The sequence below is a fragment of the Pseudomonas sp. HS6 genome, from assembly GCF_023375815.1.
Lineage (GTDB): Bacteria > Pseudomonadota > Gammaproteobacteria > Pseudomonadales > Pseudomonadaceae > Aquipseudomonas.
This window is the reverse complement of the sequence record NZ_CP067412.1, coordinates 1,288,936-1,302,584: the sequence shown is the minus strand read 5'-3', so window position 1 is coordinate 1,302,584 and position 13,649 is coordinate 1,288,936. Positions and strand designations below refer to the sequence as shown.

The window sequence follows — 13,649 nt, the reverse complement described above, 5'->3', positions numbered from 1 at the left end:
ATGCCAGCGGACGCTCGCTCATGAATGCCTCTCGTGAAACCCATTTCGCATATCAGGCGGTCTATCGCTATCTCACCCAACTGATCGATGAGCCGGGGGGCGAAGGAGCGATTCGACTGCCATCATTGCGGCAGTTGGCTGAACGGCTGAACGTGTCGATATCGACCATTCAGTACGCCTACGCGTTGCTCGAAAAGGAAGGTCGGGTCTATTCCGTAGCAAAATCCGGCTATTTCGCGCAGCCGCCTTCCACAGTCATGCCACCCGGTCGTGGCGGCGACCTGCTGGAAACCGTTTACGTCAACACCAGATGCCTTGGCATGCGCGTGCTCAGTGCTGACGACCCGGCTTCGATTCAACCGCTGGACAGCCCTTTGCTGATGCTCGAGCGGGAGTTGATGCGTCAATATCCCCGGCAATCACAGGCCCTCGCCCAGCCCTGCGGTGAACTTGAGTTACGCACGCTTCTGGCCGCACGCTATACCTCTTCACCTACCCATTGCTGGCATGCAGAGGATGTCTACATCGGTGCCGATGCAAGAGGTGTTCTGGAGATATTGATAGCAGTCCTTGAATTGCGTAACGCGACGGTGGTGGTCGAGTCGCCCTGCGACTGGGTGATATTGCGCTTGCTCCAGTCTGCCGATGTGAGGGTTATCGAACTACCCGTGCAGTCTGGCGGGGAGCTCGATCTGCGGCTATTGGAGTCGTTGCTGGAAACTGAGCCGGTACGGCTGGTCCTGTTGTCATCGCAATTGAACATGCCCCAAGGCAGTCTTGTCCCCCAGGATAATCGCGAGGCAATCGCACGGCTGCTCAGGCTTCACGGAACCTGGGTGCTGGAAAACGACAGTTACAGCGAGCTGGGCGACAACCCTGAGTGCCGACCTCTGCGGGATCTGCTGGATCCTGATCGTCTGCTGGTGTTTTCGACATTCGAAAAAGTGATCGGCGTGGAAGCGCCGTACGGGTATGTGCTCGCTCGCCAGTGGCGCAACGACCTGCAACGACATTTTCTGCTACGTTCGTTTCGCCTGTCACCGATTCGCCAGAGAGCCATCGCCCGGCTATATGCCAGCGGTCGCGTCGATCAGCACCTGCCGGTGCTCAAGCGATTGCTCAAAGAACGTCGCACACAGATGATCGACCTTTTGCGCGAAGGGCTTGGCGATACGCTGCTCATCAACGAACCCCAGGGCGGGGCGACGGTCTGGGTGCGTTCATCGCGTCGGGTGGCGATGAGTGCCGTGTTTTATCGCCTGCTCAAACAACACGTTCTGATCGCGCCAGGGGAACTGTTCAGTACCCAGGGCATGCATGGGCAGCACATGCGGCTGAGTGCGATAGGGAGTACCGGACCGGAATTGGCAGGCGTCGTCGGGTTGCTCGGCGATGCATTGCGTTTGGCCCCGAGTGACTGACCTGTTAAAAAACATCGGGGATGCACTGGATAGATCCCATCGCACTACGGTCAAACTGCCAGTAAACTCCGCTGTAATTTCCTGAACCACTCTATTTCAGAGGTTTTGCATGACACTCAGTCCTTTTGCGGGCAAACCGGCACCAGCAGAGTTGTTGGTCGACATCCCGCGACTGGTAACGGCGTATTACACCGGTCAACCCGACGCTTCTGTTTCCACCCAGCGTGTGGCGTTTGGCACTTCCGGGCATCGTGGCAGCTCCTTCGATTTGAGTTTCAACGAATGGCACGTTCTTGCCATCAGCCAGGCGATCTGCCTCTACCGCGAAGCCCAGGGCATCACTGGCCCGCTGTTTGTCGGCATCGATACTCACGCACTGTCGACTCCGGCCGGGGCAAGCGCTCTGGAAGTGCTGGCAGCCAACGGTGTGACCGTGATGATTGCCGAAGGCAATGAATACACCCCGACGCCAGCGGTGTCCCACGCCATTCTTTGCTACAACCGCGGCCGCACCTCCGGCCTCGCTGACGGCATCGTCATCACGCCGTCGCACAACCCGCCACAAAGCGGTGGCTACAAATACAACCCTACCAACGGCGGCCCGGCCGACACCCACATCACCAAGTGGATCGAAGCCAAGGCCAACGAACTGTTGATCAACAAACTGGCCGGCGTTAAACGCATCGGTTACGAGCAGGCGCTGAAAGCTCCGACCACGCATCGTCACGATTACGTCAATACCTACGTAGCGGACCTGATCAACGTCATCGATTTCGATGCCATTCGCGGTGCCAAACTGCGTCTGGGTGTCGATCCGCTGGGTGGAGCAGGGGTGCGTTACTGGTCGGCCATCGCCGAGCACTATCGTCTGGACCTCGATGTGGTGAACAAGGAAGTCGACTCGACGTTCCGTTTCATGACCGTCGACTGGGATGGCCAGATCCGCATGGACCCATCGTCCAGCCACGCCATGCAAGGCCTGATCGGCCTCAAGGAGCGCTTCGACGTTGCGTTCGCCTGCGATCCGGATCACGACCGCCACGGTATCGTTACCCCTTCCGGCGGTCTGTTGGCACCGAACAACTACCTGGCGGTTTCGATCGACTACCTGTTCCAGAACCGTCCGCAATGGCGCGCCGACGCGGCCGTGGGTAAAACGGTGGTCAGCAGCGGTCTGATCGATCGCGTGGCCAAGCGTCTGGGCCGTCGTCTGTACGAAGTGCCGGTGGGCTTCAAGTGGTTTGCCGACGGTCTGTTCGATGGCTCGCTGGGTTTCGGCGGTGAGGAAAGCGCCGGCGCATCGTTCCTGCGCAAGGACGGCGGCGTCTGGTGCACCGACAAGGACGGTCTGATCCCGGCCCTGCTGGCCGCTGAAATGACGGCCCGTACCGGTCGCGACCCAAGCCAGGCCTACCGCGCACTGACCGATGAACTGGGCGAACCGTTCTCGGTACGTGTCGACGCCAAGGCCAACCCTGAGCAGAAAGCGTTGCTGAGCAAGCTGTCGCCGGAGCAAGTCACCTCGACCGAACTGGCGGGCGAGAAGATCCAGAGCATCCTCAGCAAGGCACCGGGCAACGATCAGGCCATCGGCGGCTTGAAGGTGATGACCGAAAACGGCTGGTTCGCTGCGCGTCCTTCGGGCACCGAAGACATCTACAAGATCTACGCCGAAAGCTTCATCGGTGACGACCACCTCAAGCAACTGGTGGCCGAAGCGCAGACCCTGGTGGACGGTGCAATTTCCACGAAGTAATCCGCGCTGAATAAAAAACGGCGACCTCAGAGGTCGCCCTTTTTTTGCCCGTCGTTCAACCGATCAGGCCAGATCCACCAACACGATTTCACTGTCTTCAATGGCAGTGACGGTCAACACCGGTTCATGGCTCACCGCGACACCGTCTCGAGCTTGTGCACGCAAGCCATTGACTTCAATCACGCCAGTGGCCGGTACGAGGTAGGCGCGACGTCCAGCATCCAGTCGATACTCGGCGGTTTCACCGGCCTTGATCGTGGCTGCCACCAACCGTGCATCGGCGCGAATGCGCAGACTTTCATCGTCACCGACCTTGCCGCTGGCGAGCGTCACAAAGCCTTCGCGTTCGCCTTTGGGAAACGGTTTGGCACCCCAAGAAGGCGGTGCGCCGGTTTCGGTCGGCATGATCCAGATCTGAAAGATCTTGGTCGGGGTCGCCTCCAGGTTGTATTCGCTGTGGGCGATCCCGGTGCCGGCGCTCATCACCTGAACGTCGCCGGCTTCAGTGCGGCCCTTGTTCCCCAGGTTGTCCTGGTGGGTGATCGCACCTTCACGCACGTAAGTGATGATTTCCATGTCCCGGTGCGGGTGAGTGGGGAAACCGGTTCCCGGGGCGATGATGTCGTCGTTCCACACCCGCAGATTGCCCCAGCTCATGCGCTGCGGATCGTAGTACTCGGCGAACGAAAAATGGTGATGGGCATCCAACCAGCCGTGATGGGCGCCGCCCAGCGAGCTGAAGGGTCTGAGTTCAAGCATGATCTTCTCCTCAAAAGGTTCGTCATGGGGCGTTTCGGCCGCAGCCACGAAGCGAGACCGGTGATTGATGGCGAGCATCATCTATCAGCCAACAATCGAGAAAAAGCGTAAAAAGTGCTGCATTCCCATCGAATAGATTGATGTTATAAACCTCGAAACGCTCTCATACAGCCTTCAGTTCATCGCCTAAGCCAATGACCTGTAAGCATTTCGCTAGAACTCAAGGGCAAATGCAGACACCATAGCCCCAACAGCCTCACTTCCTGGAGTCCGTCAGCGTGGCGCAACACACCCCCGATCTTCCTCCCGAACTTCGTCCCCTAGCCGAGATGCCCTGGTTCAAACGCCTGGCGGCGCGCTTCCTTGAGCACGGCCTGACGCAACTGCGCGCCCAGCATCGGGCTTCGTGGCTGCACGGCCAAGCCGATGGCTTTCGCAGCGGTCACACCGCCGGGGTCGATTACGGTTACAAGGAAGGCAAGGCTGACGGGTTGGAAGAGGGGCGCCAGGTTTTGCTGATCCGCGATAGCCGCAGCACCGAGCATCGCGCGCCGAACATCGACAACCACCTGTTCGATGACTGGCGCCTGCCGCTGACTGCCGAGCTGAAGAAGCGCATGAAGGCTGACGTCGCCCGTTTGCTGCCGGCTCATGCCCAGCCGAGCGTCGCGCAATGGAAAATGATTTTCAGTGATACGCCGTCAACGTCGGTGATCGCCGGTGCAGGTGCCGGCAAATCGACCACGCTGGTACTGCGCATTCTGCTGCTGACGCTTTATCTGGGCTTCGAGCTGGATTCGATGACCGTCGTGACCTTCACCCGGGAGTCGCGCAAGGATTTCATCAACAAACTGATCGAGCTGTTTGCCCTCTGGGGGCAGACGCTGAGCCACAAAACCGCCCGGGATCTGGTGCGAACCTTTCACTCGCGCATTCTGCCGATGGTTCGCAGCCTGCCGGGGTTCGAGCGTTTGCAGGCTTTTGAAAACCTCAGCTTCCGGCCGCAGGGCGGGGACGATGACGTCGACAGCAACCCGTTCGATCTGCGGATCAACGACGCCCAGCGGCAGCAGCTTAACGCCTGCTATCACCGGCTCTACACCGAGGACGAGCGTTTCCGGCAGTTGATCCAGCCATTGTCCCGACATGCCTTGCAGCTCAAGGAGCTGGAGCGCGATCACCCGGATGTGCAAAAACGCATGGCGGTGACCGAGCTGGCTGCCAAGCGCGACGAAGAGTTGTGCGACGTGATCGAAGATCTGTGGTTCCGCGCGGGTGCCTGGCCGATCAAGGGTGTCGAGCCGAACCGCCAGACCTTCGAGATCAACGGTTCGACCTTCCATTGTCATGGCTATATTCCGAGTCTGGATGCCTGGGTCATCCTCGGCTTCGATCCGAAGGAAAACCCGCAAGTCTGCCGCCCCAACGCCAAGTTGACGGTCCGCGCAGAGTGGGCAGTCAAGCGCACCTTGTTTCAAGCTTTCTGCCGTAAACCATTGATTTGGATAGATAGCTACGAATCGTCAAAGCGTGTTTTGGCCACGTTGGCAGGTGATGCCAGTGCCGGGCCGGGCTTCGATTACAAGGTCAAGGGCGAGCTCGCATCTGCGCCGTTGCTGGACTGTTTTGTCGCCGCCGCCGGCTTTATCGAAAACCTGGGTCTTGATGTACCGGACGCCGTTGGCCACATGAGTTTCGCCAAGGACGATCCTGACCGGTTTTTCTTTGAAGCACTGAGCCTGTTCTGGCGCGCACTGGAAGATCACTTGCTCGACCAGAAGCCGCCGGTCATGACCTACAACCGCATGTTCGCGCTGTTCAGCGAGCACTCACCGGAAAACCTCAAACTGCTCAGCGATGAACTGCTGCGACCCATGTCGCACCTGATGATCGATGAATTCCAGGACGTGTCGCCGCAAATCGTTTCGTGGATTCGCGCCAGCCTTGCGGAGATCCGCAGCCGTGGCCCGGCCATGCATGTCGGTCGCGGTGCGCAACGTTCATCATTGCTGTGCGTGGGCGATGACTGGCAGTCGATTTACGGTTGGCGCGGCAGTTCGCCGAGTTACTTCATGGAGTTCAACAAGGAGTTTTCATCGCCGAGCACCACGCGAGTGATGCTCAGCGACAACTATCGCAGCCATCAGCACATCATCGACGCGGCAGAGCACATCGTTCGTGCGGCGCCGGCGATTCCTGGCAAGAAAGCCAAGGCCAGCGGCGAGGAGAAGCCTCTGCAACCGGTCAATGTATTGGAACGCGATGATCAGGCACTCGGCCAGCGCCTGGCGGAACATTACAGAAATGGCGATTCGATCTTGATGCTTTATCGAAAAAGCAGCGATAAATTATTGATAGAACAGCATATTCAGTCTGTAGTTAATGTTGATTCGAGCTTGCCGTATGAGTCTCGGCGCTTGAAGCAGCTGACTTATCACAGCGCCAAAGGCTTGCAGGCCGACGCGGTGTTCCTGCTCGGTGACTGCCAGCATCTGACCAGTTCGCCGTATAAAAATCAGGTTTACCGCATGGCCGGGTTGGGCAAGGCCGGCGACAACGAGCCTTACGACAACGCACAGAAGGACGAAATCCTGCGACTTGCCTATGTCGGTATCACCCGGGCGGTGAGTCATTGCTACTGGTACGTCGAGCCGCAGGATACCCAGGCAGTGAACATGCCGCGCGCCTCCGATCGAGTCGCCAAGGGCAAGCCGTTCTTCATCGATCATCGGCCGGAAAAGAAAACCGCCTGAGCCGATCGCCCACAAAAAAGCCCGCACGCAGCGGGCTTTTTATTTTAAATCAATAGGTTAGGCATAACTCCTGAGAGACTCTGGAGGAACAAAAGCTTCAAGCTCATCTTCCACGGCTTCGATTATTCGTTCCACATCCGCTGCGTTCATTACCGTGGCACAAGGAATGCCGGCAATGGCGATCATGGTTTCGCCGCTGGCCCGATCAAACAGGCGGGCGATCATGCTGCCCGGCGCATCCATCGTGGCCTCGAAACCCATAGGATGAAAATGCCAGCGCATCAGCTGGCAAGCATTGGGGAACGTAACCTTGCTTGACCCTTTATTCATGTGTTGCCCGCCTTCTTCATCGAGCGCTTCCGTTTGCTCATGGTAGGTGGGAAGAGCCTTCATTGGCTCAACCGGTGACTGCCCTTAAAAGTAGCATCTTGATGTGAAAAGCCTGTGAGAATTTTCAGGCCATTTGGCGATTGCGGGGATTTTTTTGATGTAAGTCACAACTGATAAACTTGTCGCCAAAGTGCCATTACGACCGGGTTGTTGATGCCGCGCCAGAAGTTGGGCAAGCTCGGTTCTTTTTCCAAGAGTCCCCTATGCACGCCGATGATGACGGCCCGCAGCAGACCCAGGCCACGGCCGAAACGGTCATGCGCTATCACCTGTGCTGGAAACACCGGGACCTGGATGGCGTCATGGCGCTTTACCATCCCGACATCCAGTACAACGACTTCTTCCAGAACCGCGTACTTGGCCTCGACGAACTGCGCGAGTACGTTCGCGTCAGCATGCCCCGCGAATCCGACGAAGCGCTGGAGCATTGCGACCGGATCCGCATCGACGGCAATACCGCGTTCATTCAATACGAAGTGACCCTGCGCGGCGGCAATGGCCTGGTGTCGTTCCGTTCCAGCGAAGCGATTACCGTCAAGGACGCGAGAATCTGGCGCGTCAACGAATACGCGTCACTGGTGCGCGAGCAGGGCTCCAGCGCTGCGACACCGAGTCAGCGTCCGGCGGCGAGCCGACTGGGCCTGTCGCCACGCCAGTTGAGTTTCATGGCCGAAGACCTGCAGCAGTATTTCCAGCGTCAGCAACCGTACCTCGATCCGGAACTGGATCTGCAACGAGTGGCGAAGGAGTGCGGTTACAGCCGCAATCAGATTTCCTATCTGCTGAACCAGGTGCTGGGGCAAAGCTTCTACCGTTACGTAAACCAGGCACGGCTCCAGCATTTGCTGCAATCACTGGATAACGCCACGCTGCCACTGCGCATCGATGAGCTGGCGTTCGCTGCCGGGTTTAATTCGATTTCGGCGTTCTACAGCTGTTTTCGCCAGCACACCGGCCAGTCGCCCAAGGCTTACGCCAAACAAATTTCTTTGCGGACACGCGCGCAAGACAATCCCTGAGGTCAGCCACTAGGATCGACGCCATCGAAACCTGGATTGGCGGAGTCTTGCATGCCGGCGTGGCGCACTATCAGTTTGTGGATGGACCAACTCGACGAGGAGCTCACCGCGCGCCCGTCGCTTGCGCAAGACCTTGACGTCGACGTGGCGATCATCGGCGCCGGTTACACCGGGTTGTGGACGGCGTACTACCTGAAGCAACACGCGCCGGGTCTTGATATCGCCATCATCGAGGCACAAACCGCCGGTTTTGGCGCGTCCGGTCGCAACGGTGGTTGGTTGATGGGCAATCTGCTGGGCGAAGATCGCCTGCTGGCGGGCCTGTCACCACTACAACGCCGCGCCTCATTCGACTTGCTGCACAGCATTCCAGATGAAGTGGAAGTCGTCCTCGAACGCGAAGGCATCGACTGCGATTACCGCAAGGGCGGGGTGCTTTATTGCGCCGCGCGCTATCCGGAACAGGAAGCCAGCCTGCGCGACTATCTGAGCAAGCTGCATGCACAGGGCCTGACCGACGACGATTATCGCTGGCTCAACCCTGAACAACTGGCCCAACAGATACGCATCGCCAAACCTTACGGCGGGATTTTCGCACCGCATGTGGCAACCATTCAGCCGGCAAAACTGGTGCGCGGCCTGGCCCGAACCGTTCAGGGCATGGGTGTGAAGATCTACGAGAACAGCCCGGTGACCCATTGGCAGGCCGGCAGCCTGCGCACCGACAAGGCCAGCGTGCGCAGCCGTTGGATTGTTCCCGCCGTCGAAGGTTACTCGGTGACGCTGCCACCGCTGGGTCGATATCAATTGCCGGTGCAGAGCCTGATTGTCGCCACCGAACCGCTGTCCGCCGCGACCTGGGACGAAATCGGCCTCAATCGTGGCCAGGCCTTCAGCGAGTTCAGTCGCCAGGTCACCTACGGCCAGCGCAGTGCTGACAATCGGCTGATTTTCGGCGCCCGTGGCGGCTATCAGTTCGCCGGCCAGTTGCGACACAACTTCGACCTGACCCGCGATGAGGTGGAGCTGCGGCGTTATCTGTTTGGCGAACTGTTCCCGCAACTGAAAAACACCGCGATCACCCACGCCTGGGGCGGAAACCTCGGGATGTCCCGGCATTTCAAACCGCACATGCTCTGTGATCGGGCCAACGGCATTGCGCTGTCCGGCGGTTATGGCGGGGAGGGCGTAGGTGCCTCCAATCTGGGCGGCCGCACCCTGGCGGACCTGATTCTCGAGCGCGATACCGAACTGGTGCATCAACCCTGGGTGCTGCCGGACGGCGGGATCCATGCGCTGCGAGCGTGGGAGCCGGAACCGTGCCGCTGGCTCGGCTACAACGCGATCATCAAAAGCTTCGTCCACGAAGACCAGACCCTGGCCAACCCGGCGACCGCGCCCTGGCGGCGCAAGCTTGCCAGTCGCGTAGCCGGGTTCATGGAAGGTTTCATGCACTGAACGTCCATTTACTCCAAGAAAGCACTTCAAGACAGCCTTTAAGACAGGAAGCGCCATGAGCATCACCCAATTCAAGAACACCGCCACGCTGCAACTGGACGAATCCAATCCGGTGGGCGTGCCACTCGGCACCCCCGTGGCCATTGCGTCGACCACCAGTGTGGAACGCGACGACGGCGTCGAAACCGGCGTCTGGGAATGCACGCCCGGGCGCTGGCGGCGGCAGATCACCGCCCAGGAGTTCTGCCACTTCATTTCCGGCCGCTGCACGTTCACTCCGGATGACGGCGGTGAAACTCTGCACATACAAGGTGGCGACGCACTGATGCTGCCGGCCAACACGCTCGGTATCTGGGACATCCAGGAGACCGTGCGCAAGACCTACGTCCTGATTTTCTGATTGCTTGATCCTTTTGATTGCCTGCCAACAACAATAGCCAATACAGGAATCGATCCATGATCCGAAAGACCCTCGCGCTCGCCCCTTTGATGCTCGCCGCTTCCCTCGCTCAGGCAGCGGATACGGTCAAGGTCTACAACTGGTCCGACTACATTGCGCCGGACACCGCGAAAAACTTTGAAAAGGCCACCGGCCTCGGCGTTACTTACGACGTCTACGACAGCAACGAAACCCTCGACGGCAAATTGATGACCGGCAAATCCGGTTATGACGTGGTGTTTCCATCCAACCATTTCATGGCGCGGCAGATTCAGGGCGGCGCGCTGATGAAGCTCGACAAGAGCCAGTTGCCGAACTGGAAGAACCTCAACCCGGTATTGCTCAAGGCCTTGCAGACCAACGATCCAGGCAATGAACACGGCTTCCCGTACCTGTGGGGCAGTACCGGCATCGGTTACAACATCGCCAAGGTCAAGGCAGTGCTGGGCGATAACGCGCCAGTGGACTCGTGGGACCTGATCTTCAAGCCCGAATACATGGAAAAGCTGCAGAAGTGCGGCGTGGCGATCCTCGACAACGGCCCGGAATTGCTGCCGGCAGCGCTCAACTACCTGGGTTTGCCGCCTCACAGCAAGAATCCCGAGGACTATAAAAAGGCCGAAGCCCTGCTGATGAAAGTGCGGCCGTACGTCAGCTACTTCCATTCCTCAAAGTACACCAGCGACCTGGCGAATGGTGATATCTGCGTGGCAGTCGGCTTCTCCGGCGACATCCTGCAAGCGGAGAACCGCGCCAAGGAAGCCAAGAACGGCATCGATATTGGTTATGCGATTCCCAAGGAAGGCGCCGCGATCTGGTTCGACATGGTCGCCATGCCGGCCGATGCGCCGGACGCCAAGGCCGGTTACGCGTTCATGAACTACTTGCTGCAGCCCGACGTCATGGCCGGTATCAGCAACTATGTGCACTACGCCAACGGCAACGAACAGGCCGACAGCCTGATCGACCCGGCCATCAAGAACGACACCAAGGTGTATCCGAGCCCGGAAATGATGGGCAAATTGTTCGCGCTGGAAGCGATGCCGCTGAACATCGACCGGATCCGCACGCGTGTCTGGAACAAGATCCGAACCGGGAGCTGAAAAAAAACGGCGGGGCGGGTTTGCCCGCTCCCGCCGATGTATCTGACACGCTTAAATATGTGTTTATTGATTGATATCACTTCGCTGGCACCGCACTAATTAAGTGCAAAAAAGTGAGACGCGGCTAACAAAAAGCAACTTACCGATATTTAATATTTAAATAAGAAATCGTCAGACAATTAGGCAAATTCACCACACTTACAACATTCTTTCGGCGGCGCGCGCTTTGTTTACGGGACTTTCTCGGAACAGTTCAATTTGATCTCAAAAAAACGCTAGACGTTAGATTTCAAATTGTGTCAGGTTTCTAACGCCTTCATTGGGCGAGTGATAGGACAATCTCGCCAGAGGTTGTCGCTATCGGACAAAAACTGTTCCATTGCTAAACAAGGAAGTGTGTTTATGTCGAAAGTAAAAGCTAATGCTATTGATACCGCCGAACAGGCTTTCCAACTGGGTGCAGCGCCACAACCACTGGCAGCGACCAGTTCGGCGTATAACCAGATCAATAGCTTCAGCCACCAATACGATCGTGGCGGCAACCTCACGGTCAATGGCAAACCCTCCTTCTCGGTCGATCAAGCCGCGACTCAACTGCTGCGAGACGGTGCCTCCTGGCACGACCTCGACAATAGCGGCAAGATCGAACTGACCTACACCTTTCTGACCGCCAAAACCGCTAACTTCAGCGGCCTGGGCGTCACCGGTTTCAGTCAGTTCAGCGCCCTGCAGAAAACCCAGGCCGTGCTCGCCATGCAATCCTGGGCCGACGTCGCCAATGTGACATTTACCGAAGCAGCCAAGGGTGGCGACGGCCACATGACCTTCGGTAACTACAGCGGCGGCCAGGAAGGCGCAGCGGCGTTTGCGTTCCTGCCAGGCACCGAGCCAGGCTATGACGGTCAGTCCTGGTACCTGACCGGCAGTGGATACGATGTCAACAAAACTCCGGGCGTGAACAATTACGGGCGTCAAACCCTGACCCACGAAATTGGCCACACCCTGGGCCTGTCCCATCCTGGCGACTACAACGCCGGCACGGGCAACCCGACCTACAATGACGCTTCCTACGGGCAAGACACCCGCGGTTACAGCCTCATGAGTTACTGGAGTGAAAGCAACACCAGCCAGAACTTCAGCAAGGGTGGCGTTGAGGCCTATGCTTCCGGTCCGTTGATGGACGACATCGCAGCGATCCAGAAGCTCTACGGCGCCAACCTGACCACCCGCACCGGTGACACCACCTACGGCTTCAACTCCAACGCCGGTCGCGATTTCCTCAGCGCGTCCTCATCGTCGGACAAGCTGGTGTTTTCGGTGTGGGATGCGGGCGGCAAGGACACCTTCGACTTCTCGGGTTTCACCCAGAACCAGAAGATCAACCTCAATGAAGCCTCGTTCTCCGACGTTGGCGGCATGGTGGGTAACGTGTCCATTGCCAAGGGCGTCACCATCGAGAACGCCATCGGCGGCTCGGGCAACGATCTGATCATCGGCAACAGTGCCGCCAACGAGCTCAAGGGCGGTGCCGGCAACGACATCATCTGGGGCGGCGGCGGTGCCGACAAGCTGTGGGGTGGTTCGGGTTCGGACACTTTCCTGTTCGCAGCCAGTTCCGACTCCAAGCCGGGTGCAATCGATCAGATACTCGATTTTGTCAGCGGTCTGGACAAGATCGACCTGAGCGCGATCACCAACGGTTCGGGCCTGCACTTCGTCAGTGCCTTCACCGGCGCGGCGGGCGATGCCATTCTGACCTCCTCGGGCGGCAATAGCCTGCTTTCGGTGGACTTCTCCGGGCACGGCGTGGCTGATTTCCAGGTCAGCACCGTGGGCCAGGCGGCGACCAGCGACATCGTGGCGTGATGTGAACCGGGAAAGCGGCGCGTGAAGCGCCGCTTTCTTTGCTTGCATCACCTTGGCTGGTAAGCAAGGCTACGCGCCGGAGTGAAATTTCCTATGATGCAGTTCGCTTTTACCCGCAAAACGGCAGGGTACTTGTTGCCGATGCTGATGATGATTTCTGGAGAAACAACCATGGCAAGCAGCCTCAGACTCGAAGACCCATCGGTATTTGCCGGGCAGTGGCAAGCGACACTGGCCGACCGCAACGACGCGCCTCAAGCCCAGGCGTTGCAGGACAAACCTTCCAACACTTGCCTGATCGACCTTGAAGCCAACCAGACGCTGGGCAAAGGCGCCGATTGTCTGAGCGCCTGGCTGCAGGAAGACGCCATCGGCTGGTTTCCCGATCCGGACGGGCTCTCGATTACCGGCAAGGAAGGCTCAAGAATCCAGTTCTTCAGCCGACAACGTGATGGGCTTTATCTGAGCGCTTTGAAATCGGGCCTGGTGATTACACTCAAGCGAGCTGCGCAGCAGCCTTGATCACCGGAACCGATCGACAGTTTAAATATAAAGCACCCCGTTAAAGTTATAAGCCGCTCTGCAATAACACGGACGCCGGATTCAATCGCGAAAGTTGTTATTGAAGTGTAAGCGAATGCTGACGGTGTATATCCCGTTTTCTGTGCGGGCAATTTATTGAAGT

At 58.3% G+C, this 13,649-nt stretch carries 11 protein-coding genes; 9 read left to right on the top strand and 2 right to left on the bottom strand.

From position 1 onward, the window contains the following. Nucleotides 1-20: 20 nt before the first annotated feature. A complete protein-coding gene (locus tag JJN09_RS05910; RefSeq protein ID WP_249486236.1) occupies nucleotides 21-1,421 on the top strand; it encodes a PLP-dependent aminotransferase family protein in 1,401 nt (466 codons plus the stop codon). A 109-nt stretch (nucleotides 1,422-1,530) separates the two neighbouring features. Next, a complete protein-coding gene (gene pgm, locus JJN09_RS05905) occupies nucleotides 1,531-3,177 on the top strand; it encodes a phosphoglucomutase (alpha-D-glucose-1,6-bisphosphate-dependent) (protein ID WP_249486235.1) in 1,647 nt (548 codons plus the stop codon). A 63-nt stretch (nucleotides 3,178-3,240) separates the two neighbouring features. Here pgm and JJN09_RS05900 read toward each other — a convergent pair whose 3' ends face one another. Next, nucleotides 3,241-3,936, bottom strand: coding sequence for a pirin family protein (locus JJN09_RS05900; protein ID WP_249486234.1), 696 nt, complete (start codon nucleotides 3,934-3,936; stop codon nucleotides 3,241-3,243). A 278-nt stretch (nucleotides 3,937-4,214) separates the two neighbouring features. Here JJN09_RS05900 and JJN09_RS05895 point away from each other — a divergent pair, with 278 nt between their 5' ends. Next, a complete protein-coding gene (locus JJN09_RS05895) occupies nucleotides 4,215-6,689 on the top strand; it encodes a UvrD-helicase domain-containing protein (protein ID WP_249486233.1) in 2,475 nt (824 codons plus the stop codon). A 57-nt stretch (nucleotides 6,690-6,746) separates the two neighbouring features. Here the strand turns inward: JJN09_RS05895 and JJN09_RS05890 are convergent, their stop codons facing one another. Further along, nucleotides 6,747-7,019 carry a DUF1652 domain-containing protein gene (locus JJN09_RS05890; RefSeq protein ID WP_038367758.1) on the bottom strand — a complete coding sequence of 91 codons (273 nt, stop codon included), beginning with the start codon at nucleotides 7,017-7,019 and terminating at the stop codon, nucleotides 6,747-6,749. A 263-nt stretch (nucleotides 7,020-7,282) separates the two neighbouring features. Here JJN09_RS05890 and JJN09_RS05885 point away from each other — a divergent pair, with 263 nt between their 5' ends. From JJN09_RS05885 to JJN09_RS05860, 6 genes are all read left to right on the top strand, one after another. Beyond that, nucleotides 7,283-8,098 (top strand): AraC family transcriptional regulator, encoded by an 816-nt coding sequence (locus JJN09_RS05885; protein WP_249486232.1) that lies wholly within the window; start codon nucleotides 7,283-7,285, stop codon nucleotides 8,096-8,098. Nucleotides 8,099-8,149: 51 nt separating this feature from the next. Beyond that, nucleotides 8,150-9,556: an FAD-binding oxidoreductase gene (locus JJN09_RS05880; protein WP_249486231.1), complete on the top strand. Its 1,407-nt coding sequence runs from the start codon at nucleotides 8,150-8,152 to the stop codon at nucleotides 9,554-9,556. A gap of 55 nt (nucleotides 9,557-9,611) precedes the next feature. Beyond that, complete coding sequence (locus JJN09_RS05875; protein ID WP_249486230.1) at nucleotides 9,612-9,956, top strand: cupin domain-containing protein; 345 nt, start codon at nucleotides 9,612-9,614, stop codon at nucleotides 9,954-9,956. 56 nt (nucleotides 9,957-10,012) lie between these two features. Then, nucleotides 10,013-11,098 carry a polyamine ABC transporter substrate-binding protein gene (locus JJN09_RS05870; protein ID WP_249486229.1) on the top strand — a complete coding sequence of 362 codons (1,086 nt, stop codon included), beginning with the start codon at nucleotides 10,013-10,015 and terminating at the stop codon, nucleotides 11,096-11,098. A 402-nt stretch (nucleotides 11,099-11,500) separates the two neighbouring features. Continuing rightward, nucleotides 11,501-12,964 carry a serralysin family metalloprotease gene (locus JJN09_RS05865; RefSeq protein ID WP_249486228.1) on the top strand — a complete coding sequence of 488 codons (1,464 nt, stop codon included), beginning with the start codon at nucleotides 11,501-11,503 and terminating at the stop codon, nucleotides 12,962-12,964. 93 nt (nucleotides 12,965-13,057) lie between these two features. Continuing rightward, nucleotides 13,058-13,486, top strand: coding sequence for an AprI/Inh family metalloprotease inhibitor (locus tag JJN09_RS05860; protein WP_249486227.1), 429 nt, complete (start codon nucleotides 13,058-13,060; stop codon nucleotides 13,484-13,486). The last annotated feature ends 163 nt before the right edge of the window (nucleotides 13,487-13,649 follow it).

Coding starts and splice junctions, on each gene's coding strand:
- JJN09_RS05910 (WP_249486236.1), top strand. CDS start 21: ATGAATGCCTCTCGTGAAACCCATTTCGCATATCAGGCGGTCTATCGC.
- pgm (WP_249486235.1), top strand. CDS start 1,531: ATGACACTCAGTCCTTTTGCGGGCAAACCGGCACCAGCAGAGTTGTTG.
- JJN09_RS05900 (WP_249486234.1), bottom strand. CDS start 3,936: ATGCTTGAACTCAGACCCTTCAGCTCGCTGGGCGGCGCCCATCACGGC.
- JJN09_RS05890 (WP_038367758.1), bottom strand. CDS start 7,019: ATGAATAAAGGGTCAAGCAAGGTTACGTTCCCCAATGCTTGCCAGCTG.
- JJN09_RS05885 (WP_249486232.1), top strand. CDS start 7,283: ATGCACGCCGATGATGACGGCCCGCAGCAGACCCAGGCCACGGCCGAA.
- JJN09_RS05880 (WP_249486231.1), top strand. CDS start 8,150: ATGCCGGCGTGGCGCACTATCAGTTTGTGGATGGACCAACTCGACGAG.
- JJN09_RS05875 (WP_249486230.1), top strand. CDS start 9,612: ATGAGCATCACCCAATTCAAGAACACCGCCACGCTGCAACTGGACGAA.
- JJN09_RS05870 (WP_249486229.1), top strand. CDS start 10,013: ATGATCCGAAAGACCCTCGCGCTCGCCCCTTTGATGCTCGCCGCTTCC.
- JJN09_RS05865 (WP_249486228.1), top strand. CDS start 11,501: ATGTCGAAAGTAAAAGCTAATGCTATTGATACCGCCGAACAGGCTTTC.
- JJN09_RS05860 (WP_249486227.1), top strand. CDS start 13,058: ATGATGCAGTTCGCTTTTACCCGCAAAACGGCAGGGTACTTGTTGCCG.